We start from the raw sequence: 21,423 nt of genomic DNA on the forward strand, positions 1-21,423 counted from the left end.
ATCTATGTTGAATGTCATACCGCATTCGCGAGCAAGCCCGCTCCCACAAGGGATTAGTGTGCAACCGCCGGCCGGCGTACACCCAACCGACTAATCCACACCGCCATCAGAATCACCGACCCACCAAACAACAACCGCCCCAGCTCTTCATGCTGATTCCAGATCAACAAGTTGATCAGCAACCCCACCGGCACATGCAGGTTGTTCATCACCGCCAACGTTCCGCCGTTCACCAGGCACGCGCCCTTGTTCCACCAGTACAGACCCAGCGCGGTCGAGACCAGGCCGAGGAACAGCAGCACGCCCCATTGCAGCGGCGCTTCGGGCAGGAAGTTCTGTTTGCCGAACAACAGAAACGCCGGCAACGCCACCGCCAACGCGCCCAGATAGAAGTAGCCGAAGCGTCGGTAATGCGGCAGATCACTCGGATGGCGGGCCACCAGATGTTTGTAGAGCACCTGCCCGGCGGCGTAGGTGAAGTTGGCGAGTTGCAGCAGCAGGAAACCCATGAAGAAATCCGGGTTGATCCGGTCATAACGAATCACCGCCGCGCCCGCCACTGCCACCAGTGCAGCAATCAAGGCCCACGGATTGAAGCGGCGGTTCAGCGCGTCTTCGATCAGGGTCACGTGCAGCGGCGTGAGGATGGTGAACAGCAACACCTCCGGCACCGTCAGTACCCGGAAGCTCAAATACAAACAGACGTAAGTCACGCCGAACTGCAACGCGCCGATCAGCAACATCCCACGCATGAACGCCGGCTCGACCTGACGCCAGCGCGTCAGCGGAATGAACACCAGCCCCGCCAGCAGCACCCGCACCAGCACCGCGAAGTAACTGTCGACATGACCGGCCAGGTATTCGCCGATCAAGCTGAAGGAAAACGCCTGGATCAGCGTGACAAAAAGTAGATAGCCCATGGTCGCCTCATTTCGAATGACGGCGACGATAGCGGGTTTTGCTCGTCATCGCGACAGTCAGCCAACACACAAAACCCTGTGGGAGCGGGCTTGCTCGCGAATGCGGTGGGTCAGGCAACATTAATGTCGACTGACATGCCCTCTTCGCGAGCAAGCCCGCTCCCACAGGGGGCTGTGTGCCCGCTTATCAAATCGCAGGCAAAAAAAAGCCCGATCTCGCTAATGCGTTCAATCGGGCTAGAGCACTCAGGAGCAACAAGTGCAAAGGGAGGTTCGATGCGCGTGCAGGCTTGAAGGGTTGCGCCAGGTCACTAGACCATCCAGCGATTATCTGGCGATTAACGGCTCAGGCGACCAGGGAAAGCTTGGCGTTGGCCTGGTTCAGGCCTTTCTCCTGGAAGTCACCGCCCAGGTTCATGCCTTCGGCGTGAATGAACGTGACGTCGTGGATGCCGATGAAGCCCATGACCTGGCGCAGGTACGGTTCCTGGTGATCCGCGGTGCTGCCGGCGTAGATCCCGCCGCGAGCGGTCAGCACATAGGCGCGCTTGCCGCTGAGCAGTCCTTGCGGGCCGGTTTCGGTGTACTTGAAGGTCACACCGGCACGCAGCACGTGGTCGAGCCAGGCTTTGAGGGTGCTCGGAATGGCGAAGTTGTACATCGGCGCAGCCATTACCAGTACGTCGGCGGCCAGCAGTTCATCAGTCAGCAGGTTGGAGCGTTCCAGCGAGGCCTGCTCGATCTCGTTGCGTTGTTCGGCAGGCTTCATCCAGCCGCCCAGCAAGTTGATGTCCAGGTGTGGCACCGGGGTTGTAGCAAGGTCACGGACGGTGATCTGGTCGGCCGGGTGTGCGGCTTTCCATTGGCTGATGAAGGTCTGGGTCAGCTGGCGGGAAACCGAGTCTTGCTGACGGGCGCTGCTTTCGATGATCAGAACGCGGGACATGGGATGTAGCCTCCATCTGAGAATGCTGTAGGTCGATGGAGTGAAGGTTAAACAGAGTCATATCGATGAAAAAGCGCAAATAACTGCTATAAATCATCGATAAATTCGTTTATAAGCGGTGCATGCCCTGTGGGAGCGGGCTTGCTCGCGAAGGCATTGTGTCAGTCGAAACCACTGCTGGCTGACACACCGCTTTCGCGAGCAAGCCCGCTCCCACAGGGTTGTAAAGTCATTTCGGGGTGCAGGTCAGGTTGATACGCATCTTGATGATGGAGCGGGTGAACTTGGCGGTGGCGTTTTTGTGTTTACCGGCAGGCACTTCGATTGTGCGGTTACGCGGCGCTTCCGGGCCATTGTTGAAAACCACCTTGCAGATCGCATCGGTGCTGCCGTAGTTGTTCACCTGAATGGAGGCGATATCGGCATCTGTATCAAAGGCGTTGTAGTCGATGCTCAAGCCGTTCAATTGCTTTTGAACGTCGATCGGATACGCAATCGCCGTCAGTGGCAGCAGCGCCAACACCGCACAACCCGCCATCACACTACAAAGTTTTTTCATTCAGCAGCCTCCAATAAGGACTGCCAGCTTAGGACAAGAGGAGCTCAACATGAAAGCGCCCCGCGTGACCCTTGATCAATGGCGAACATTGCAGGCCGTGGTCGATCACGGCGGTTTCGCCCAGGCCGCCGAAGCGCTGCACCGCTCGCAATCGTCGGTCAGCTACACCGTAGCGCGCATGCAGGACCAACTCGGTGTGCCATTGCTACGCATCGACGGCCGCAAAGCGGTGCTCACCGAAGCCGGCGGCGTGCTGCTGCGCCGTTCCCGGCAACTGGTGAAACAGGCCAGCCAACTGGAAGACCTGGCCCATCACATGGAGCAAGGCTGGGAAGCGGAAGTGCGGCTGGTGGTCGACGCAGCCTACCCCAGCGCCCGCCTCGTTCGCGCCCTGACCGCGTTCATGCCACAAAGCCGTGGCTGCCGGGTGCGCCTGCGCGAAGAAGTGTTGTCGGGTGTCGAGGAAGTGTTGCTCGAAGGCGTGGCCGATCTGGCCATCACCGGTTTCAGCATTCCCGGTTATCTGGGCGCAGAATTGAGCGACGTCGAATTTATCGCGGTCGCCCACCCCGAGCATTCCTTGCATCGCTTGAACCGCGAACTGAACTTCCAGGACCTGGAAAGCCAGATGCAAGTGGTGATCCGCGACTCCGGCCGCCAGCAACCACGAGACGTCGGCTGGCTCGGCGCCGAACAGCGCTGGACCGTCGGCAGCCTGGCCACCGCCGCGACCTTCGTCAGCAGCGGCCTGGGCTTCGCCTGGCTGCCCCGGCACATGATCGAGCGCGAACTCAAGGAAGGTACGCTCAAAGTGCTACCGTTGGACCAAGGTGGCAGCCGCAACCCGAGCTTCTATCTGTATTCAAACAAGGACAAACCCTTGGGCCCGGCGACGCAGATTCTCATCGAACTGCTGCGCACCTTTGATACCGCGCCGCTGGATGCACCTTTCGCCGCCCCTGAACAAGCCTGACATGGAGTGTACGTATGGCCTATTTCGAACATGAAGGTTGTAACCTGCACTATGAGGAATATGGCCACGGCACGCCGTTGCTATTGGTTCACGGGTTGGGCTCCAGCACCCTGGACTGGGAAATGCAGATCCCGGCGCTGTCAGCCCGCTACCGGGTGATCGTCCCGGACGTACGCGGCCACGGGCGCTCCGATAAACCCCGCGAGCGTTACAGCATCGCCGGGTTCAGCGCCGACCTGATCGCTCTCATTGAACACTTGCACCTCGGCCCGACACATTATGTAGGGCTTTCCATGGGTGGCATCATCGGCTTTCAACTGGCGGTGGATCAGCCGCAATTGCTCAAAAGTCTATGCATCGTCAATAGCCAGCCGCAAGTCAAAATGCAAAAGCCCAGTGACTATTGGTGGCTAATCAAACGCTGGAGCATGGCCCGACTGCTGAGCATGGAAACAATCGGCAAAGCCTTGGGGCGCATGCTGTTTCCCAACCCCGACCAAGCCGATTTGCGGCAAAAAATTGCCGTGCGCTGGGCAAAGAACCACAAACATGCTTATCTCGCCAGCTTCGATGCCCTCATAGGCTGGGGGGTTCAGGAACGACTTTCGCGAGTCACCTGTCCAACCCTCATCGTTAGCGCAGACCACGATTACACACCGGTCTCGGTGAAGGAAACTTACGTAAAACTGCTGCCCGATGCGCGGCTGGTGGTGATCGCCGATTCGCGCCACGCCACCCCGCTGGATCAACCCGAACGCTTCAACCAAACGCTGCTCGAGTTTCTCACCGCAGTCGACACCACCACTCAGGATCACTGACTTATGCTGAAAAAAATCGCCCTCGTCGCCGGCTCCGTTCTGTTTGCCGCCAACCTGATGGCCGCCACGCCCGCCAAGGCGCCGCACGTGCTGCTGGAAACCACCAATGGCCAGATCGAAATCGAACTGGACCCGGTCAAGGCGCCGATCAGTACCAAGAACTTCCTTGAGTACGTCGACAGCGGCTTCTACAACAACACGATTTTTCACCGTGTAATTCCTGGCTTTATGGTCCAGGGCGGCGGTTTCACTCAACAGATGCAGCAAAAAGAAACCAAGGCGCCGATCAAGAACGAATCCAAAAACGGCCTGCATAACGTGCGTGGCACGCTGTCCATGGCCCGTACTTCCGTCCCGGATTCGGCCACCAGCCAGTTCTTCATCAACGTCAAAGACAACGACTTCCTGGACCAGGGCGACGGCTATGCCGTGTTCGGTAAAGTCGTTAAAGGGATGGACGTCGTCGATGTCATCGTCAACTCCCAGACCACCACCAAAAGCGGCATGAAAGACGTGCCGGCCGACCCTGTCTTCATCAAGTCGGCCAAGCGCATCGACTGAGAGTAAGCTGGACAGGGAGTCTTGAGCGGCCGCCGGTTCTGCCGGCGCCGCTCATATCGTTTAAAGGAGAGCCCGTGCGCGGGCGGAGAACTGATGCTTTATCGTCGTTTTGAAAAACTGATCGACATTTTCCGCGATGCACCGACGGCGGCTCCGCCGGATCGGGTTCTCCCCTTCTATACCTATTACCTGAAGCAGGTCTGGCCGAGTTTCGCCGTCCTGCTGATCGTCGGCCTGTTCGGCGCGCTGATCGAAGTGGCGCTGTTCAGCTACCTGAGCCGCATCATCGACCTCGCCCAAGGCACGCCCAACGTCGATTTTTTCAAGGAACACGGCATCGAACTGGCCTGGATGGCGGTGGTGGCGTTGGTCCTGCGCCCGATATTCGTCGGCTTGCATGACTTGCTGGTACACCAGACCTTGAGCCCCAGCCTGACCAGCCTGATCCGCTGGCAAAACCACAGTTATGTGCTCAAACAGAGCCTCAATTTCTTCCAGAACGACTTCGCCGGACGCATCGCCCAACGCATCATGCAGACCGGCAACTCGTTGCGCGATTCGGCTGTGCAAGCGGTGGACGCGCTATGGCACGTGCTGATCTACGCGATCAGTTCACTGGTGCTGTTCGCCGAAGCCGACTGGCGCCTGATGATCCCGCTGCTGACCTGGATCGCCGCCTTCATCGGCGCCCTCTACTACTTCGTGCCGCGGGTCAAGGAACGCTCGGTGGTGTCCTCCGATGCGCGCTCCAAACTCATGGGACGGATCGTCGATGGCTACACCAACATCACCACCCTGAAGCTGTTCGCCCACACCAATTTCGAGCAGCAATACGCCCGCGAAGCGATCAAGGAACAAACCGAAAAAGCCCAACTGGCTGGCCGTGTGGTGACCAGCATGGACGTGGCCATCACCAGCATGAACGGCCTGCTGATCGTCAGCACCACCGGCCTCGCGCTGTGGCTGTGGACGCAGTCGTTGATCTCAGTGGGTGCAATTGCCTTGGCCACGGGTCTGGTGATCCGCATCGTCAACATGTCTGGCTGGATCATGTGGGTGGTCACGGGCATTTTCGAAAACATCGGCATGGTTCAGGACGGTTTGCAGACCATTTCCCAGCCAGTCAGCATCACCGACCACGAGCAGGCCAAGCCTTTGAAGGTGGCGCGTGGCGAGGTGCGTTTCGATCACGTCGATTTCCACTACGGCAAGAAAAGCGGGGTCATCGGCGACCTCAACCTGACGATCAAACCCGGTGAGAAAATCGGTCTGATCGGCCCGTCCGGTGCCGGCAAATCGACGTTGGTCAATCTGCTGCTGCGCCTCTATGACGTTCAGGGTGGGCGGATTCTCATCGATGGCCAGAACATCGCCGAAGTTGGCCAGGAAAGCCTGCGTGAACGCATCGGCATGATCACCCAGGACACTTCGCTGCTGCACCGCTCGATCCGCGATAATTTGCTGTACGGCAAACCCGACGCCACCGATGTCGAACTCTGGGAGGCGGTGCACAAGGCCCGGGCCGACGAGTTCATCCCGCTGTTGTCGGACTCTGAAGGCCGCACCGGTTTTGATGCTCATGTCGGGGAACGCGGTGTGAAGCTCTCCGGCGGCCAGCGTCAGCGGATTGCCATCGCCAGGGTGCTGCTCAAGGACGCGCCAATCCTGATCATGGACGAAGCCACCTCGGCTCTGGACTCGGAAGTCGAAGCGGCGATTCAGGAAAGCCTCGAAACCCTGATGCAAGGCAAGACGGTGATCGCCATCGCCCACCGCCTCTCGACCATCGCGCGAATGGACCGCTTGGTGGTGCTGGAAAACGGCAAGATCGCCGAAACCGGCAGCCACGCCGAACTGCTGGCCCATGGCGGCTTGTATGCGCGGTTGTGGCAGCACCAGACCGGCGGGTTTGTCGGGATCGATTGAGGCAACACGACCCTGTGGGAGCGGGCTTGCTCGCGAATGCGGTGGGTCAGTCAGCATCAATATCGACTGACACGCCCTCTTCGCGAGCAAGCCCGCTCCCACACTGGATCTCCAGCGCGGGTTACAGCGTCAACACCATCTCATGCCACGCCATCCCGCCATGGTCCGACGCAGAGGGCTTGATGTAGGCAAAACCAAACCCGGCATAGAGTGGAATATGCCGCTCTTTGCACATCAGGTGGATACTGGCCTTGTTCAGTGCGCGCATGCGCTGGATGAATTCACCCATCAAGCGTTTCGCCAAACCCTGCCCTTGATAATCCGGATGCACCACCACCGACATGATCACCACGTGCGGGCCAGCGGGGTCGTGGCCGATCAGCTCCTTGAACGCCTCGTCCGACATCTCCACCTCAAATGCAGCACCGGAATTGATGAAACCGGCTACGACGCCATCCACTTCGGCGACGATGAAGCCCTCGGGCCAGGTGGCAATGCGGGTGGCAATTTTCTCGCGGGTAGCGGCTTCATCGCCTTCATAGGCAACGGTTTCGATGGCATAGCAACGGTCCAGGTCAGCGGGACTGACGTGGCGGATGACGGTGTTCATGGCAGCTCGGAATCAGCGGGGAAAGGTTGGGATCATAAATCAATAAGGTGTTGATATCGATCAGAGCGGCGGATCGCCGATCCGCCGCTCAACCCGCTCATTACACTTTTAGCGGCAGCCAGATTTCCAGCACGCCAGTGTTGAGTTTGGGGTTGAAATCATCGCTGTAGCGTTCGAACTCCGGAGCGTCCGCCGCTTCATGACCGGACTTCGGCAGCCAGGTTTTCCAGATGTATTGAAAGGTCTGGGGCAAGGCATCCAGAGAGCCCTTGTGTTCGAAGACTGCATACTTCTGAGGCTGAACTTCGATCCAGCGGTACTTCTCGGGCAGGTCGTCGAGCTTGCTGATCTCGACGCCGGCGATGTATTCGAAACCACCCTTGCCATCCGCATTGCAGCAGATGCCGTAAGTTACTTCGCTTTTCTGACCGGGAATTTTGCCCATCTCGGGAATGAATTTTTCCCACAGCTTGGGAATCTGCTTTGGGGCCGTCTCTTGGGTAAATCGTCCGCCAAACCCTGCGATGAGCATGAAGTGCCCGTTTTCGAAGCGTGGTTCAGCGATTTCGACGCTTTTTTGCTCATCCATGACTCAACTCCTGGTACAAAAGGTGGGTTCGGCTGGGAGTATAGAAGCCAAACCCGATTCGCCCAGTTACAGTGCGTGCAACTGTTCGACGGCGCCTGGACCGATGAACTCGTTATAACCCGATAGGATCACATAGACCGCGAAATAGCAGAAAATCGCTGCCGATGCCATGTAGGAATAACGCAGCAATTTGTCACCGAGCAATTTGCCGCCGTGACTTGCAGCGAAGCACAGGCCGACACACCAGAGCACCCCGGCGCACAAGAAACCGCCAAGAAACAGCGCCGAGCTGACCGTGCCACCACCACCGGAACGGGCGATCAGTGTTCCGCCTACCGCGGCGAACCAGAGAATGGCACTGGGGGACGACATGGCGAGGAAAATCCCGCGAAAAAACTCCTTGCGGTGGGAGTTGTGACCGACTTCCGGGGTTTGCGCCAACAGCGCTTCATGGTGAATCGCCGAATAAATCATCTTCGCCGCGAAATACAGCAGCAGCGCCGAGCCGCCGATCCACAGCACCCAACGCACGGTTTCGTATTGCAGCAATACGGTCATCCCGGCCAATGCCAGCACGGCGTAAATCAGGTCGCCGACACACGTCCCCAGCCCCAGGGCAAAGCCTTGGAAATAGCCGCGCTGCATCGCCAGCGTAATCATCGCGATATTGGCCACACCGATGTCCAGGCACAGCGAAAGGCTCAGCAAAAAGCCGCTGGTAAATTCCATCAACCGATTTCCTTCGCAAAAATTGTTTACATAGACGCTGGACAGTCTGCCACAGCTGCCCTTACATTCCGCACAGGCCACCGCAGTGGCCAGCGTCGCTCGGACGGTTCCGGGCGCTTACGTTATCCGAGGCAACAATGGCCGAACAAGGTTCGCCGCGCCGCTTTGCGCGCATAGATCGACTCCCCCCTTACGTTTTCAACATCACTGCCGAGCTGAAGATGGCCGCCCGTCGTCGTGGCGAAGACATCATCGACTTGAGCATGGGCAACCCCGACGGCGCCACGCCGCCGCACATTGTCGAAAAACTCGTCACGGTTGCCCAGCGTGAAGACACTCACGGCTATTCCACGTCCAAAGGGATTCCGCGCCTGCGCCGGGCGATCTCCAATTGGTACAAGGATCGCTACGAAGTCGACATCGACCCGGAAACCGAAGCCATCGTCACCATCGGCTCCAAGGAAGGTCTGGCGCATTTGATGCTGGCCACCCTCGATCAGGGCGACACCGTGCTGGTGCCGAACCCCAGCTACCCGATTCACATCTACGGTGCCGTGATTGCCGGTGCCCAGGTGCGATCGGTGCCGCTGATTCCTGGCGTGGATTTCTTCGCAGAGCTGGAACGGGCGATTCGCGGCTCGATCCCGAAACCGAAAATGATGATCCTCGGCTTCCCGTCCAACCCCACCGCCCAGTGCGTGGAGCTGGATTTCTTCGAGCGGGTGATCGCCCTCGCCAAGCAGTACGATGTTTTGGTGGTGCACGACCTGGCCTACGCCGACATCGTCTACGACGGCTGGAAAGCCCCGTCGATCATGCAAGTGCCCGGCGCCAAGGACATCGCGGTGGAGTTTTTCACCCTGTCCAAGAGCTACAACATGGCCGGCTGGCGCATCGGTTTCATGGTCGGCAACCCTGAACTGGTCAACGCTCTGGCGCGGATCAAGAGCTACCACGATTACGGCACGTTCACCCCGCTGCAGGTCGCGGCCATCGCGGCGCTGGAAGGCGATCAGCAATGCGTCAAAGACATTGCCGATCAATATCGGCAGCGTCGCAACGTGCTGGTCAAAGGCCTGCATGAACTGGGCTGGATGGTCGAAAACCCGAAAGCATCGATGTATGTCTGGGCCAAGATTCCCGAGGCTTACGCACACATGGGTTCGCTGGAATTCGCCAAGAAACTGCTGGCCGAAGCCAAGGTCTGTGTCTCGCCAGGCGTGGGATTTGGCGAGTACGGGGATGATCATGTGCGCTTCGCGCTGATCGAAAACCAGGACCGGATTCGTCAGGCCGTGCGCGGGATTCGCGGGATGTTCCGGGCGGATGGGTTAGTTCAGAAAACCAACAGCTAATACAAAACAGGGATTTCGACTCATCACCCACAAAAAAACCGCATTGCTGCGGTTTTTTTGTGTTTGCCAATCGTGTCAGACGAACAACGACAACAGCAGGATGAAGCCCAGGCCCACCACGGACAGGATGGTTTCCATCGCGGTCCAGGTCTTGAAGGTTTCCGCCACGGTCATGTTGAAGTACTGCTTCACCAGCCAGAAACCGGCGTCGTTGACGTGGGACAGGATCAACGAACCGGCACCGGTGGCCAGTACCAGCAGCTCACGGTTCACGCCCGGAATCATCCCCACCACCGGCACCACGATGCCCGCGCCAGTAATGGTCGCCACGGTCGCTGAACCGGTCGCGATGCGAATCACCGCCGCCACCAGCCAGGCCAGCAGGATCGGCGAGATCTGTGCGTTCACCGCCATGTGGCCGATCACATCACCCACACCGCTGGTCACCAGCATCTGCTTGAAGCCACCACCGGCACCGATGATCAGAATGATCGCGGCGGTCGGCGCAAGGCTTGCATCGAGCCATTTCATCATTTGGCTGGAACCGATGCCCTGCTTGTAGCCGAAGGTATACAGCGACAGCAGCAATGCCAGCAGCAACGCCGAAATCGGGTGACCGATCAGGTCCATGAAAGTGCGGAAGATGTTGCCATCGGGCAGCACCACGTCGGCAAATGTCTTGAGCAGCATCAGGAACACCGGCAGCAGCACGGTCACCAGAGTGATGCCGAAGCTCGGCAGTTCAGCCGAATCCGTTTCGCGCGATAGTTGATCCACCAGCTCCTGGTTCGGATGACCGGGAATGTGCTTGGCAATGAACGTACCGAAGATCGGGCCAGCGATGATGGCCGTTGGAAGCGCAACGATCAGGCCGTACAGAATGGTTTTACCGATGTCAGCACCGAACACACCGATGGCCAGCAGCGGACCCGGGTGCGGCGGCACCAGGCCGTGTACCGCGGACAGACCAGCCAGTAGCGGGATACCGATCTTGATGATCGACACGCCAGTGCGACGGGCCACGATGAACACCAGCGGAATCAGCAGCACGAAGCCGATTTCGAAGAACAGCGGAATGCCGACCAGGAACGCGGCGAACATCATGGCCCACTGCACCTTGTCCTTGCCGAAGGCGCGGATCAACGTCTGCGCAATCTGATCCGCACCGCCTGATTCGGCCATCATTTTGCCGAGCATCGTGCCCAGCGCCAGGATGATGCCGACGAAACCGAGTACCCCACCGAAGCCATCCTGGAACGCCTTGATGATGGTGCCGATCGGCATGCCGGACGTCAGCCCGAGGAAGGCGGCGGCGATGATCAGTGCGAGGAATGGGTGCAACTTGAACTTGGTGATCAGGACGATAAGCCCGATCACTGTGACCACTGCGTCTAGCAGCAGGAATGACTCGTGGGACATGCCAAACATGGGGGGTGTCTCCGTTGTTTGTTGTTGTTATGAAAGCGGTTATTCAAAAGCCGTCAGGACAGCGCTATCTCTTGGAGCAAAACTCAACTGGCGAGTTTCAAGCCATGATCGAGCCACCATGCATGAGCCTGCTTCGCCAACTCATCGACGCTGTGGCTGGACGCATCCAGAGCCAGGGTCAGGGGCTCACCAACGGGCGATTCAAGTGTGGCGAACTGGCTGTCGATCAAGGTCGACGGCATGAAGTGGCCCGGCCGATGAGACACACGATCGGCGGCGACTTCGGGGGTCAGCTCAAGGAAAACGAAGCCCAGGCCCGGCAAGGCACTGCGCAAGCGTTCGCGGTAACTGTGTTTGAGGGCCGAACAGGTCAGCACCGGGCGCTCGCCTTTGGCATCGACGCGGCGCAGTTCATCGCACAGGCTGTCGAGCCAGCCGGCACGGTCTTCATCGTTCAGGGGGATACCCGCGCTCATCTTTTCGATATTGGCGGCAGGGTGGAAAGTGTCGCCTTCAATGGCGGTCGCGCCGCTAAGCTGGCACAGGGACTGGCTGACGCAGGTCTTGCCGCAACCGGCAACGCCCATGATGACCAGGGCGGTGATGGGATGATTCATGTAACACCTCAGCGCGCAGACAGCGCTACCTTTGCTACGTAAGACTCAAGTGCAAAAGCAGAAGTTGCCGACGCCTTCTTGTCATTTTTGTGGGTTGCAGCATGTTCGTTCTCGAGGCCAAAAAGCGAGGATCAGGCAAACCTCGTTCACGCATTTGCAGCTGCATCGAGACAGCGCTACCTTAGTGCCTTGAATTTTGTTTGGCAAGCCGTCCGATGAATACCCCTAAAAACGATAAAAATACTCGCACCACTGGCCGCCCTACCCTCAACGAAGTCGCGCGCCTGGCCGGTGTCAGCCCGATTACAGCGTCCCGCGCGCTGCGCGGCGTCAGCACGGTGGCCACCGAACTGGTGGAGAAAGTCCAGAAAGCCGCCCTCGACCTGAACTACGTGGTCAACCCCGCCGCCCGCGCCCTGGCCTCGGCCCAGAGCCATTCCGTCGTGGTTTTGGTGCCGTCATTGTCCAACCTGCTGTTCATCGACACGCTGGAAGCCATTCATCAGGTTTTGCGACCAAAGGGCTTCGAAGTGCTGATCGGCAACTTCCATTACTCACGTGATGAAGAAGAAAACCTGCTGCGCAATTACATGGCTTACCAGCCTCGCGGCCTGCTGCTGACCGGTTTCGACCGCACCGAAAGTTCGCGGCGAATGATCGAGGCCAGCAACATTCCCTGCGTCTACATGATGGAACTGGACAGCGCGGCGGGGCTCAATTGCGTCGGCTTTTCGCAAGTCGCTGCCGGCGAAACCGCTGCCGGGCATTTGCTGTCACGCGGTCGCAAACGCCTGGCCTACATCGGCGCGCAACTCGATCAACGAACGCTACTGCGTGGCGAAGGTTTCCGTCGCGCGCTGCAAAAGGCCGGTTTGTATGATCCGGCCCTGGAAGTGCTGACCCCACGAGCCTCGTCAGTGGGTCTGGGCGGCGAATTGTTCCTGCAACTGCTCGCTACCCATCCGGACGTCGATGCGATTTTCTTCGGTAACGACGACCTGGCCCAGGGCGCGTTGCTCGAAGCGTTGCGCAATGGAATCAAGATCCCCGAGCGCGTGGCGATCCTCGGCTTCAACGACCTGCCGGCATCGGAGCACATGGTGCCGCGCCTGAGCAGCATCAGCACCCCGCGCGAAGCCATTGGCCGTCGCTCCGCGGAGCTGATGCTGACCTTGCTGGCCGGCAATTCAGTGACCAAACCGGTGCAGGATATGGGGTTTGAATTGAAGGTGCGCGAGAGCACCTGATGCACGACCATTCCCATGCTCCGCGTGCTAGATTCCCGATACCTGGAACAGCAAACGGAGAAGCTCAATGGGACATACGCTGAAGATTTTGGGTCGGGCCTCGTCAATCAACGTCAGAAAAGTCCTGTGGACCTGCGACGAACTGGGCGTTTCCTACGAACGCGAAGACTGGGGCAGCGGTTTCGCATCGACCCAGAGCCCGGAATTTCTCCAGCTCAACCCCAATGCACAAGTGCCGGTCCTCATCGACGAAGCCGGCGTGCTGTGGGAGTCCAATACCATTTGCCGGTACCTGGCCGGCAAACACCAGAACACTGACCTGTTGCCCATCGAACCGGCGGCGCGCGCTCGCGTGGAGCAGTGGATGGACTGGCAAGCCACCGAACTCAACCCGTCGTGGGGCTACGCATTTTTTGCGCTGGTCAGGCAATTGCCGAACTTCCAGGACTCGCAGCGGATTGCTGATGGCGTTCGCGGCTGGAACGCGAAGATGGGCATCCTCGAACAGCAACTCGCGGCGACCGGTGCATATGTCGCCGGGCTGCAGTTCACACTGGCCGATATCCTCATCGGATTGTCGGTCAACCGCTGGCGGATGACCCCGATGGAACGCCCGAACTACCCCGCCGTCGACGCCTATTGCCAACGGCTGGCGTTGCGGCCGGGGTTCATGGAACACGCCTGTAACGGCGTGCCTTGATTTCCCCCCCGGCCCAGTTCAAGCGCGAAACCTGTGGGAGCGGGCTTGCCCGCGATAGCGGAATGTCAGTCAACGAATGTGTTGAATGTGACGCCGCCATCGCGGGCAAGCCCGCTCCCACATGGATTGCGGTCTGCAAGCATCCCTAACAACGCCTGCACCGCTGCCGAAGGTGCGTTGTCGGGCGCGACCACCAAGGCAAACTCCCGCTCGATGGCGCGGTTTCAGGTACGGATTGATCAGCGGACAAGCGTGAAAGCGGCGTTGGCTGCGGAGTTGGCGTAAGGCTTGAAATCATTCGCGAGCAAGCCCGCTCCCACAGGAGATCTCGTGTGAACACAACATTTTGCGAACACCAAAAATCAGATGTGGGAGCGGGCTTGCTCGCGAAGGCGGCAGTTCAAACACTACAGAAACATCAGACAAAAATTACAAACTCTCACTCACCTTCGTAGCCACCTCCCCCGGCACCCAGGCCTTCCACACCTGCGGCTGATCGCGCAAAAACGCTTCGGCCACCTGACGCGGTTGCTGGCGTTTTTCGCTCATCTGCCCGAGGGTCTGGTTCAGCAGATTGATCGGCAAATCGACCTTTTCGAAGAACGCCACCAGGTCCGGGTACTGCGCCTTGAACGGTGCCGACACACCGATGGCCAGGCTGGCCGGCATCGAACGTGTGCCCTTGGGGTTCGGGTTGTTGGCATCGGCCAGGGTCTTCCAGGCTTGCGCATCGAACGGCGGCTCTTCGAGTTTCACCAGCTTGAAGCGGCCCAGCAGTGGCGTCGGCGACCAGTAGTAAAACAGCACCGGTTTGCCACGGCGGATCGATGAAGCGACCTCGGCATCCAGCGCCGCGCCGGAACCGGTGCGGAAGTTGACGTAGCTCGCAGTCAGGTCATAGGCCTTGAGTTTCTGGCTGTTGACGATCTCCGACGTCCAACCGGTCGGGCTGTTGAGGAAGCGTCCGCGGCTAGGGTCTTCGGGGTCGCGGAACACGTCCTTGTAGCGCGCCAGGTCGGCGACGGATTTCAGCTCCGACGCCAAAGGTTTAATGCCGCGTTCCGGGTCGCCCTTGATCACATATTCCGGCACCCACCAACCTTCGGTGGCGCCTTTGACCGTGTCGCCCAAACCAAACACTTTGCCCTCCGATGCCGCCTTGACCCAGGCCGGACTGCGCCCCGCCCACTCTTCGCCGATCACTTGAATATCGTTCTTGGCCAACGCGGCTTCGAGGCTGACGGTACTGCCCGGCAAAGTGTCAGTCGGGTAGCCGTAACCTTTCTCGACGATCAACCGCAGGATCTCGGTGATCAGGCTGCCACTTTCCCAGGTGATGTCACCAAAGTGGATGGGCGTGGTTTTTTCTGCGGCCGGAACGTGCCCAGCCACAAGGCTCAGGGCCAGCAGCGAACTGCCGAGCAGGGTTTTGATCGATCTCATGCGGACCTCTGGGTCAGGGGTGGTCGGTTCAAGGGTTCGTTGGCGCTGTGCTGGGCGCACAGTGCCTGGGAGCGGGTCATGTAGACGCTGACCGAACGCTGGGAAATGCCCAGTTCGGCGGCGATTTGTGGGTAGGTCAGGCCATCGATTCGCGACAACAGGAAGGCTGCCCTGACCTTGCCCGGAAGGCGCGCGAGGGTCCGATCAAGGCGCGTCAGGGTCTGGGAAAACTGCGCCAGGTCTTCAGGCGATGGCCCTCCGAGCGGGTCAATCGGCGATAGCTGATCGAGGTGCTGGCGTTCCAGGTCGCGACGACGCCACAGCTGATAAATCAACCGATGGGCAATGGTGGTGAGCAAGGCGCGAGGTTCGCGAATGGGCGTCAGAGCTGGCGATTCGAGCAACTGCACGAAGGTCTCGGCAGCAATGTCTTCGACGCTGGGACTGGCCCCCAGATATCGGCGCAGCCGTGTGCACAGCCAGGCGTAGTGGGCGCGGAACAATCCGCCCACATCGTTGCGATGGGAAAGGTCGGCGCCGGACATAGAGGCTCCATGGGTTAGGGGTCGCTGAATGTCCGGTGATCCGGTGGCGCGATCCTAGCAAGGAGGCTTATTCATTAATAATACTTAAAATGAATTTTTATATTCCATAAATGAATTTAAATAAGCGGCGTCTGATACATAGCTATCGCGGGCAAGCCACGCTCCCACAAGTCCACCGAAATCCTGTGGGAGCGTGGCTTGCCCGCGATTGATGGGATTGTTGGCACAAGCCTCAAGCCTCAGCGCAACCGCCCGTACCCCAATGCTTCGGCCTCCTGCTGATAATCGAGAATGACCTGATAGTCGCTTTCGGTGGCCGGCAACACTTCTTGCAGGCCGAGGATTTCCGCGACCTCGGGCAGCTCCTTCAACGTCTGATTCATCACCCGTCGAAGCTGTTCAGCCTGCTCATCGGTGGTGCCAGCGGCTGCGATGTAGGGCAACGTCGGGCTGAACGCCGTGCGCGCCAACACGCGCAGGCCTTCGACCTCTGCCTGGGCATGCTGCGCCAGATAGGCGAAGGTCACGCTGTCGATGGCGGCCAGGTCTGCCAGGTCATCACGCAGCCAACGCAGGCTTTCGCGGTGGCTGCCGCTAATGGCGACGGTGGCAAAAAACTGCCCGTCGCGGTGCAGTGGCGCCAATCGGTGACGCAACAGGTTCATGCCACTGTTGGAGTCTTCGCCGTTGATCACACCGCGACTGCCCCGCAAGGCCGACAAGGTCCATCGCGGATCATCGGCACGCGTCAATAACAGGCTGCAATGGTTACCGCCATTGCTGTCTGGAAGTTCGTAACGAGGACGACCGATAACCCGGACACGACCGCGTAAAGCCGTCATCAAGGGATAGCCGCAAGTCTGGGTCAGCAGCAGGTGCGGGGACAGCCAGAGGTCCATCAGCGACAGCCCTTCGGCATCGAGGCGAGTGCTGCCGAGCTGTTCGAGAATCCGCACCAGCCAACGCTCGTTGGCCTGGCGAATCGACTCGGGAGCGACGTACATCAGTAGTTCAGCGAGGTGTTGTGTCATTGAATCTTCCCATGCAACAAAAATCCCCTGTGGGAGCGGGCTTGCTCGCGAAGGGGTCATATCAGTCAATATTGATGTTGAATGACACACCGCCTTCGCGAGCAAGCCCGCTCCCACAGGGGAACTCATTCGCAATCAGTGAAACGGATGCCGTGGGCTGTCGATCGCCCTCACCCCATGCTCGCGCATCAACTGAACATAACCCTGCACCAGAAACCCGCCACTGCGCGCCAGCCATTGCTCGCGGCGCGCACGATAGGCCCGTGGCAGGTCGTACCAGGGCAGGCCCGGCAAGTCGTGGTGCACCAGGTGCAAGTTGAGGTTCAGGAATAGCCAACGCCACGGCCATGCCGCTTCATTGATGACGGTGCGTTGCTCGGGTTGCACGTGGGGACGGTGTTCATAGTAGGAGCGGATCATCGCAATCGACAGCGCCGGCACGCTGATCAGCAACAGGTAATGCCAGACCGGCAGCACGCTGTAGCGGGCGATGAACGTCAGCATCAGCAGCGTCAGCGCACCGTGGGTAAGCCACATCAACCAGGCTTGGCGCTCACCCGCTTTTAGCCGTTGCAACTCTTCCCGGGCCAGCGCCAACAAGGCCAGTGGCGCACCGAGGACAAAGCGCCCGAGCACGGTTTTGTTCAGCCAGTGCAGGCCCTTTTCGAACAGAGAACTGCGCTGCCACTGTTCAGCGCTCAGGTAACGGCTTTCCGGATCGCGACCGGGAACGGTCAGGTCTTCATCGCGATGATGCAACAAATGACTGTCGCGGTACAGGGTGTAGGGATACCAGACCGCGAACGGCGCATAACCGAGGATTTTGTTCAGCGTTTGCCAACGGGTGGGATGGCCGTGCAGCAATTCGTGCTGCACCGACAACCACAACACCAACAGTGGAATCAGCAACAACGCGCTCCACCAAAGCCCCAATCGAGCGCTGCCCAGGACAATGCTGAACCAGCCGACATACACGCCGACCAACAGCAGCCAGGTCGGCCACTCGGTGCGAGCGGTCAAGCGTTGGCGCAGGGTTTCGATTTCTTCACGGTGTGCAGCATCAAAATAATGGGGCATGGCTTTGCTCAGATCGGGAACCAGTCCCCCTCTGTGCAATGGCGCAGGGATTTCTTGCAGATTATCTGGTTATTTCGATAGGCCTGAAAAACAAGGAGCCCGAGGACTCGGGCTCCGTTGACGCGGGATCAGTGGCCGAACACGCCCACCTTCTTGGCCTTCTTGTCCGCACGTTTTTCATCGGCGGTTTTAGCCGGTTTCTTCTTTGCCGCTTTCTTTGAATCCATGCCTTTGGCCATGATACATACTCCACTCATACGGGACGTATGATCAGGTATACACCTATCGCGGCGCCCGCGTTCTTTTATAATCACCCGCTTTGCGCACTGACAGTCCAGGCCCATGCCCAACACCCAGTACACCTTGCTCGACGAGCCGTTATGGCCGTTGATGAACAAGTTTTACCGCGCCCACCAATCGTCGATGAAAGCAGTCCGCGACGCTCAATTGTGGGTCGCAAAACGCGAAGAGATCATTGCGGCGTTATGTTTGCGGCCAGTGGCCGGCGGGCATTGGCTGACCGGGCTGTTCGTCGACCCGCGCTGTCGCGAGCAAGGGATCGCCGCGACGTTGATCGCCCACGCCATCAAGCACCTCGAAGAACCCGTCTGGTTGTTCTGCCATCCGGATCTGCGTGGTTTTTATGAGCGTCGAGGTTTTACCTTCGACCCGCCCCTGCCCTACGCCATGGCTGAACGGTTGAGCCGTTATGCGCGGAGCAAACCGATGATTGCGATGGGGCTGGAACCGAAGCACTAGAGACTTGTGAAGATTAAATGTGGGAGCGGGCTTGCTCGCGAAAGCAGTGTGTCAATCGACAGAGATGTCGGATGTGCCGGCCCCTTCGCGAGCAAGCCCGCTCCCACATTGGTTTTGAGGTGTTTTCGAATCAGTCGTCCGCCGCAGGATCGAGATCCGGGAACATCACCTCGGTAAAGCCGAATTTGCTGAAATCACTGATGCGCGACGGGTATAGCCGGCCGATCAGGTGATCGCATTCATGCTGCACCACCCGCGCATGAAATCCCGAGGCAATGCGTACGATCGGCTCGCCCTTGGGATCGAAGCCTTCATAACGAATCTGCTGATAACGATCCACCGCACCCCGCAGGCCCGGCACCGACAGGCAGCCTTCAAACCCCTCTTCAAGGGTCGGACTCAATGGAGTGATCAGTGGGTTGATCAGAATCGTCTGCGGCACCGCTTCGGCGTCCGGGTAGCGTTCGCTGTGTTCGAAACCAAAGATCACCAGTTGCAGGTCGACACCGATCTGCGGCGCGGCCAGGCCAACTCCGCCGACGCTTTCCATGGTCTGGAACATGTCGTCGATCAATTGCCACAACTCAGGGCTGTCGAACATTTCTGTCGGCACCGGTGGGGCAATGCGCAGCAGGCGTTCATCGCCCATTTTCAGAATTTCACGGATCATTTCAGGGCTTCGTCAGTGGTCGGCTTGATTGAGTGGTCCCGTCCCAATCCCGAAACGTGATGTTTGGGTTCTTCGGGCACTTTTTCGCCAGGTTTCTTGCCTTCGGATGACATGTGCTCGATCACTGCGTTCATTTCCGCGCCGAGCAACAGCACTGCGGCGGAAATATAGAAGTACAGCAGCAACACGATGATCGCGCCGATACTGCCATACATGGCGTTGTAATTGGCGAAAGCTTTGACATAGAGACCAAAGCCCAGCGAAGCGATGATCCAGACCACCACAGACAACACCGCACCTGGGGTGATAAAGCGAAACTCTTGTTTGACGTCAGGCATGACGTAGTAAATCAGCGCCACCGCCATCATCAACAGAACCACGATCACCGGCCAGCGAACGATGGTCCACACGGTCACGATAAAATCTTCGAGGCCCACTTGTGAGGCAATCCAACCCATCACCTGCGGCCCAAGCACCATCAGCGCGGCGGCAATCAGCAACATGCCGGCGATGCCAACGGTGTAGAAAATCGACAGCGGAAAACGTTTCCAGACCGGACGGCGTTCGACCACGTCGTACGCGGCGTTCATCGCGCTCATCATCAGCCGCACACCGGCAGATGCGGTCCACAGGGCGATCACGATACCCACCGAGAGCAAGCCGCCCTTGGATTGCTGGAGCTGGTCGATCACCGGGTTCACCTGTTCCAGCGCCTGGGGTGGCAGGACCAGTTCCGATTGCAGGCGCAGCCAGGAGAAGAAGTCCGGCAAGTGCAGAAAACCGATCAGGGCGATCAGGAACAGGATGAAAGGGAACAGCGAGAACAGCATTTGATAGGCCAGCGCCGAGGCATAGGTCGACATCTCATCGTCGATGAACTCGGTGACCGTGCGCATCATCACCCGATGCAGGGGCAAACCTTTCATGGTTGGAAAAAACATTAGCGTCTCCTTTCGCCGCAAAAAGGTTGAAGTCATGGCGACTCAGGGGCCGTTTTCTACAACAAAGTAGCCTACTTGGCGACTTTGAAACAATCACAGGGTATCTCGCCTATCCAACACAAAAACGGCCATCTTCGGATGGCCGTTTCTGTTACTCGTCAAATGCCGGATTACGCCTTATCAATGCCTTTTTTGAGAGCATCCTTGGCTTTGCCGACTGCTTGCTGGGTTTCGCCTTTCCTCTCCTGCGCCACGCCTTCGGAGCGCAGTTTTTCGTTGCCGGTGGCCTTGCCGATGCCTTGCTTGACGTTGCCGGCCGCTTCATTTGCCATGCCTTTAACTTTATCGCCAGTGCTGCCCATGGTATTTCTCCTGTGAACATTTCAATGGGGAAAGTGGTTACACAAGGATTGACCGGGGGCCTTTGCGCGGAGTTTCATTTATTTATTAACCGGACATTTCGCAGGTTAGGCTTTATGTTTGCAGCCTTTGCCCCGAGAATGCGCAACGTATTCAGGCCATGGCGCTGAAGATCCAATCCCGTAGGAACGTTATGAAACTCGATAAAAAGCAGGCCATTGCCCGCAGAAACCAGGAACTCGGCGGTGCTGTGCTTGGCGTCAACAATTGCCATTTCACCGAATTGAACCGCAACCGCAACATCTTCTGGTTCGATATTCCGGTCGCGCGCCTGGCCGTTGGTCAGTACGAATGGATTCATTTGCTGATGCACACCCCGGATACCGACGAACTGCTGCACCTTAAAGTGCCGACGGTGTTCCTGCGCGAGAAACTCGAAGGCCTGGTGGTGCGCAACCAAGGCAAACGCAAGGCAGCCCTGAGCCTGGAACTGAGCGCCGACAAGGACTCCTACCTGCAGGACATGCGTCCGGCCGGTACCAACGTCAACTTTGCGCAGTTCCGTCAGTAACAGCAAAAGCTAAAAGCTTCGCGAGCAAGCCCGCTCCCACATTTAACC

Annotated in this window: 24 protein-coding genes; 9 read left to right on the forward strand and 15 right to left on the reverse strand. The window is 58.7% G+C overall.

All coding sequences use genetic code 11. The features are described from left to right. Window positions 1–53: 53 nt before the first annotated feature. The 3 genes from PMI36_RS22680 to PMI36_RS22670 form a co-directional block, all read right to left on the reverse strand. A complete protein-coding gene (locus PMI36_RS22680; RefSeq protein ID WP_008069092.1) occupies window positions 54–920 on the reverse strand; it encodes a carboxylate/amino acid/amine transporter in 867 nt (288 codons plus the stop codon). Window positions 921–1,266: 346 nt separating this feature from the next. After that, window positions 1,267–1,866, reverse strand: a complete 600-nt coding sequence (locus PMI36_RS22675) for an FMN-dependent NADH-azoreductase (protein ID WP_008069094.1) — start codon at window positions 1,864–1,866, stop codon at window positions 1,267–1,269. A 229-nt stretch (window positions 1,867–2,095) separates the two neighbouring features. Continuing rightward, window positions 2,096–2,425 carry a hypothetical protein gene (locus tag PMI36_RS22670; RefSeq protein WP_008069096.1) on the reverse strand — a complete coding sequence of 110 codons (330 nt, stop codon included), beginning with the start codon at window positions 2,423–2,425 and terminating at the stop codon, window positions 2,096–2,098. A 49-nt stretch (window positions 2,426–2,474) separates the two neighbouring features. On the opposite strand from PMI36_RS22670, the gene PMI36_RS22665 reads away from it, so the two are divergent. From PMI36_RS22665 to PMI36_RS22650, 4 genes are all read left to right on the forward strand, one after another. Further along, the gene (locus PMI36_RS22665; RefSeq protein WP_008069097.1) at window positions 2,475–3,398 is read left to right on the forward strand and encodes a LysR family transcriptional regulator; all 924 of its coding nucleotides are present in this window, start codon (window positions 2,475–2,477) and stop codon (window positions 3,396–3,398) included. 14 nt (window positions 3,399–3,412) lie between these two features. Then, entirely contained in the window at window positions 3,413–4,216 is an 804-nt protein-coding gene (locus PMI36_RS22660; protein ID WP_008069099.1) for an alpha/beta fold hydrolase, read from the forward strand. Between the two features lie 3 nt (window positions 4,217–4,219). After that, window positions 4,220–4,777 carry a peptidylprolyl isomerase A gene (locus PMI36_RS22655; protein ID WP_007902463.1) on the forward strand — a complete coding sequence of 186 codons (558 nt, stop codon included), beginning with the start codon at window positions 4,220–4,222 and terminating at the stop codon, window positions 4,775–4,777. A 93-nt stretch (window positions 4,778–4,870) separates the two neighbouring features. Then, window positions 4,871–6,703, forward strand: a complete 1,833-nt coding sequence (locus PMI36_RS22650; RefSeq protein WP_008069101.1) for an ABC transporter ATP-binding protein — start codon at window positions 4,871–4,873, stop codon at window positions 6,701–6,703. A 121-nt stretch (window positions 6,704–6,824) separates the two neighbouring features. Here PMI36_RS22650 and PMI36_RS22645 read toward each other — a convergent pair whose 3' ends face one another. The 3 genes from PMI36_RS22645 to PMI36_RS22635 form a co-directional block, all read right to left on the reverse strand. Beyond that, the gene (locus PMI36_RS22645) at window positions 6,825–7,313 is read right to left on the reverse strand and encodes a GNAT family N-acetyltransferase (protein ID WP_008069102.1); all 489 of its coding nucleotides are present in this window, start codon (window positions 7,311–7,313) and stop codon (window positions 6,825–6,827) included. A gap of 100 nt (window positions 7,314–7,413) precedes the next feature. After that, complete coding sequence (locus PMI36_RS22640; protein WP_008069104.1) at window positions 7,414–7,902, reverse strand: GyrI-like domain-containing protein; 489 nt, start codon at window positions 7,900–7,902, stop codon at window positions 7,414–7,416. A 66-nt stretch (window positions 7,903–7,968) separates the two neighbouring features. Beyond that, entirely contained in the window at window positions 7,969–8,631 is a 663-nt protein-coding gene (locus PMI36_RS22635) for a LysE family translocator (RefSeq protein WP_008069105.1), read from the reverse strand. Window positions 8,632–8,768: 137 nt separating this feature from the next. Here PMI36_RS22635 and alaC point away from each other — a divergent pair, with 137 nt between their 5' ends. Then, a complete protein-coding gene (gene alaC, locus PMI36_RS22630) occupies window positions 8,769–9,986 on the forward strand; it encodes an alanine transaminase (protein ID WP_008069107.1) in 1,218 nt (405 codons plus the stop codon). Between the two features lie 75 nt (window positions 9,987–10,061). On the opposite strand, the gene PMI36_RS22625 is transcribed toward alaC, so the two are convergent. Together PMI36_RS22625 and PMI36_RS22620 are read right to left on the reverse strand one after the other, a co-directional pair. Beyond that, a complete protein-coding gene (locus tag PMI36_RS22625; protein WP_008069109.1) occupies window positions 10,062–11,414 on the reverse strand; it encodes a GntP family permease in 1,353 nt (450 codons plus the stop codon). Between the two features lie 83 nt (window positions 11,415–11,497). Beyond that, window positions 11,498–12,031: a gluconokinase gene (locus PMI36_RS22620; RefSeq protein ID WP_007902444.1), complete on the reverse strand. Its 534-nt coding sequence runs from the start codon at window positions 12,029–12,031 to the stop codon at window positions 11,498–11,500. A 215-nt stretch (window positions 12,032–12,246) separates the two neighbouring features. Here PMI36_RS22620 and PMI36_RS22615 point away from each other — a divergent pair, with 215 nt between their 5' ends. Next, entirely contained in the window at window positions 12,247–13,278 is a 1,032-nt protein-coding gene (locus PMI36_RS22615) for a LacI family DNA-binding transcriptional regulator (RefSeq protein ID WP_008069112.1), read from the forward strand. A gap of 67 nt (window positions 13,279–13,345) precedes the next feature. Continuing rightward, entirely contained in the window at window positions 13,346–13,978 is a 633-nt protein-coding gene (locus PMI36_RS22610) for a glutathione S-transferase family protein (RefSeq protein ID WP_008069115.1), read from the forward strand. A 429-nt stretch (window positions 13,979–14,407) separates the two neighbouring features. Here PMI36_RS22610 and PMI36_RS22605 read toward each other — a convergent pair whose 3' ends face one another. The 4 genes from PMI36_RS22605 to PMI36_RS22590 all read right to left on the reverse strand — a co-directional run bounded on the left by PMI36_RS22605 (window position 14,408) and on the right by PMI36_RS22590 (window position 18,074). Further along, entirely contained in the window at window positions 14,408–15,421 is a 1,014-nt protein-coding gene (locus PMI36_RS22605; RefSeq protein ID WP_008069117.1) for an ABC transporter substrate-binding protein, read from the reverse strand. Continuing rightward, complete coding sequence (locus PMI36_RS22600; RefSeq protein WP_008069119.1) at window positions 15,418–15,966, reverse strand: sigma-70 family RNA polymerase sigma factor; 549 nt, start codon at window positions 15,964–15,966, stop codon at window positions 15,418–15,420. Before PMI36_RS22600 ends, PMI36_RS22605 begins: the two co-directional genes overlap by 4 nt. A 239-nt stretch (window positions 15,967–16,205) precedes the next feature. Further along, complete coding sequence (locus PMI36_RS22595) at window positions 16,206–16,997, reverse strand: phosphate/phosphite/phosphonate ABC transporter substrate-binding protein (protein WP_008069121.1); 792 nt, start codon at window positions 16,995–16,997, stop codon at window positions 16,206–16,208. Window positions 16,998–17,132: 135 nt separating this feature from the next. Then, entirely contained in the window at window positions 17,133–18,074 is a 942-nt protein-coding gene (locus PMI36_RS22590) for a fatty acid desaturase (RefSeq protein WP_008069128.1), read from the reverse strand. 342 nt (window positions 18,075–18,416) lie between these two features. Here PMI36_RS22590 and PMI36_RS22585 point away from each other — a divergent pair, with 342 nt between their 5' ends. Further along, window positions 18,417–18,833 (forward strand): GNAT family N-acetyltransferase, encoded by a 417-nt coding sequence (locus tag PMI36_RS22585; RefSeq protein WP_008069130.1) that lies wholly within the window; start codon window positions 18,417–18,419, stop codon window positions 18,831–18,833. A gap of 130 nt (window positions 18,834–18,963) precedes the next feature. Here PMI36_RS22585 and def read toward each other — a convergent pair whose 3' ends face one another. The 3 genes from def to PMI36_RS22570 form a co-directional block, all read right to left on the reverse strand. Further along, entirely contained in the window at window positions 18,964–19,503 is a 540-nt protein-coding gene (def, locus tag PMI36_RS22580) for a peptide deformylase (protein WP_008069131.1), read from the reverse strand. Beyond that, a complete protein-coding gene (locus PMI36_RS22575; RefSeq protein WP_008069132.1) occupies window positions 19,500–20,444 on the reverse strand; it encodes a YihY/virulence factor BrkB family protein in 945 nt (314 codons plus the stop codon). Before PMI36_RS22575 ends, def begins: the two co-directional genes overlap by 4 nt. A gap of 170 nt (window positions 20,445–20,614) precedes the next feature. Beyond that, entirely contained in the window at window positions 20,615–20,806 is a 192-nt protein-coding gene (locus PMI36_RS22570; protein ID WP_008069133.1) for a CsbD family protein, read from the reverse strand. Window positions 20,807–20,997: 191 nt separating this feature from the next. Here PMI36_RS22570 and PMI36_RS22565 point away from each other — a divergent pair, with 191 nt between their 5' ends. Beyond that, window positions 20,998–21,375, forward strand: coding sequence for a hypothetical protein (locus tag PMI36_RS22565; RefSeq protein ID WP_008069134.1), 378 nt, complete (start codon window positions 20,998–21,000; stop codon window positions 21,373–21,375). Window positions 21,376–21,423 lie beyond the last annotated feature (48 nt).

Source organism: Pseudomonas sp. GM79 (genome assembly GCF_000282495.1).
GTDB lineage: Bacteria > Pseudomonadota > Gammaproteobacteria > Pseudomonadales > Pseudomonadaceae > Aquipseudomonas.

Bases quoted from the DNA above. Each gene is read 5' to 3' on its own strand.
- PMI36_RS22680 (WP_008069092.1), bottom strand. From the start codon at position 920: ATGGGCTATCTACTTTTTGTCACGCTGATCCAGGCGTTTTCCTTCAGC.
- PMI36_RS22675 (WP_008069094.1), bottom strand. From the start codon at position 1,866: ATGTCCCGCGTTCTGATCATCGAAAGCAGCGCCCGTCAGCAAGACTCG.
- PMI36_RS22670 (WP_008069096.1), bottom strand. From the start codon at position 2,425: ATGAAAAAACTTTGTAGTGTGATGGCGGGTTGTGCGGTGTTGGCGCTG.
- PMI36_RS22665 (WP_008069097.1), top strand. From the start codon at position 2,475: ATGAAAGCGCCCCGCGTGACCCTTGATCAATGGCGAACATTGCAGGCC.
- PMI36_RS22660 (WP_008069099.1), top strand. From the start codon at position 3,413: ATGGCCTATTTCGAACATGAAGGTTGTAACCTGCACTATGAGGAATAT.
- PMI36_RS22655 (WP_007902463.1), top strand. From the start codon at position 4,220: ATGCTGAAAAAAATCGCCCTCGTCGCCGGCTCCGTTCTGTTTGCCGCC.
- PMI36_RS22650 (WP_008069101.1), top strand. From the start codon at position 4,871: ATGCTTTATCGTCGTTTTGAAAAACTGATCGACATTTTCCGCGATGCA.
- PMI36_RS22645 (WP_008069102.1), bottom strand. From the start codon at position 7,313: ATGAACACCGTCATCCGCCACGTCAGTCCCGCTGACCTGGACCGTTGC.
- PMI36_RS22640 (WP_008069104.1), bottom strand. From the start codon at position 7,902: ATGGATGAGCAAAAAAGCGTCGAAATCGCTGAACCACGCTTCGAAAAC.
- PMI36_RS22635 (WP_008069105.1), bottom strand. From the start codon at position 8,631: ATGGAATTTACCAGCGGCTTTTTGCTGAGCCTTTCGCTGTGCCTGGAC.
- alaC (WP_008069107.1), top strand. From the start codon at position 8,769: ATGGCCGAACAAGGTTCGCCGCGCCGCTTTGCGCGCATAGATCGACTC.
- PMI36_RS22625 (WP_008069109.1), bottom strand. From the start codon at position 11,414: ATGTTTGGCATGTCCCACGAGTCATTCCTGCTGCTAGACGCAGTGGTC.
- PMI36_RS22620 (WP_007902444.1), bottom strand. From the start codon at position 12,031: ATGAATCATCCCATCACCGCCCTGGTCATCATGGGCGTTGCCGGTTGC.
- PMI36_RS22615 (WP_008069112.1), top strand. From the start codon at position 12,247: ATGAATACCCCTAAAAACGATAAAAATACTCGCACCACTGGCCGCCCT.
- PMI36_RS22610 (WP_008069115.1), top strand. From the start codon at position 13,346: ATGGGACATACGCTGAAGATTTTGGGTCGGGCCTCGTCAATCAACGTC.
- PMI36_RS22605 (WP_008069117.1), bottom strand. From the start codon at position 15,421: ATGAGATCGATCAAAACCCTGCTCGGCAGTTCGCTGCTGGCCCTGAGC.
- PMI36_RS22600 (WP_008069119.1), bottom strand. From the start codon at position 15,966: ATGTCCGGCGCCGACCTTTCCCATCGCAACGATGTGGGCGGATTGTTC.
- PMI36_RS22595 (WP_008069121.1), bottom strand. From the start codon at position 16,997: ATGACACAACACCTCGCTGAACTACTGATGTACGTCGCTCCCGAGTCG.
- PMI36_RS22590 (WP_008069128.1), bottom strand. From the start codon at position 18,074: ATGCCCCATTATTTTGATGCTGCACACCGTGAAGAAATCGAAACCCTG.
- PMI36_RS22585 (WP_008069130.1), top strand. From the start codon at position 18,417: ATGCCCAACACCCAGTACACCTTGCTCGACGAGCCGTTATGGCCGTTG.
- def (WP_008069131.1), bottom strand. From the start codon at position 19,503: ATGATCCGTGAAATTCTGAAAATGGGCGATGAACGCCTGCTGCGCATT.
- PMI36_RS22575 (WP_008069132.1), bottom strand. From the start codon at position 20,444: ATGTTTTTTCCAACCATGAAAGGTTTGCCCCTGCATCGGGTGATGATG.
- PMI36_RS22570 (WP_008069133.1), bottom strand. From the start codon at position 20,806: ATGGGCAGCACTGGCGATAAAGTTAAAGGCATGGCAAATGAAGCGGCC.
- PMI36_RS22565 (WP_008069134.1), top strand. From the start codon at position 20,998: ATGAAACTCGATAAAAAGCAGGCCATTGCCCGCAGAAACCAGGAACTC.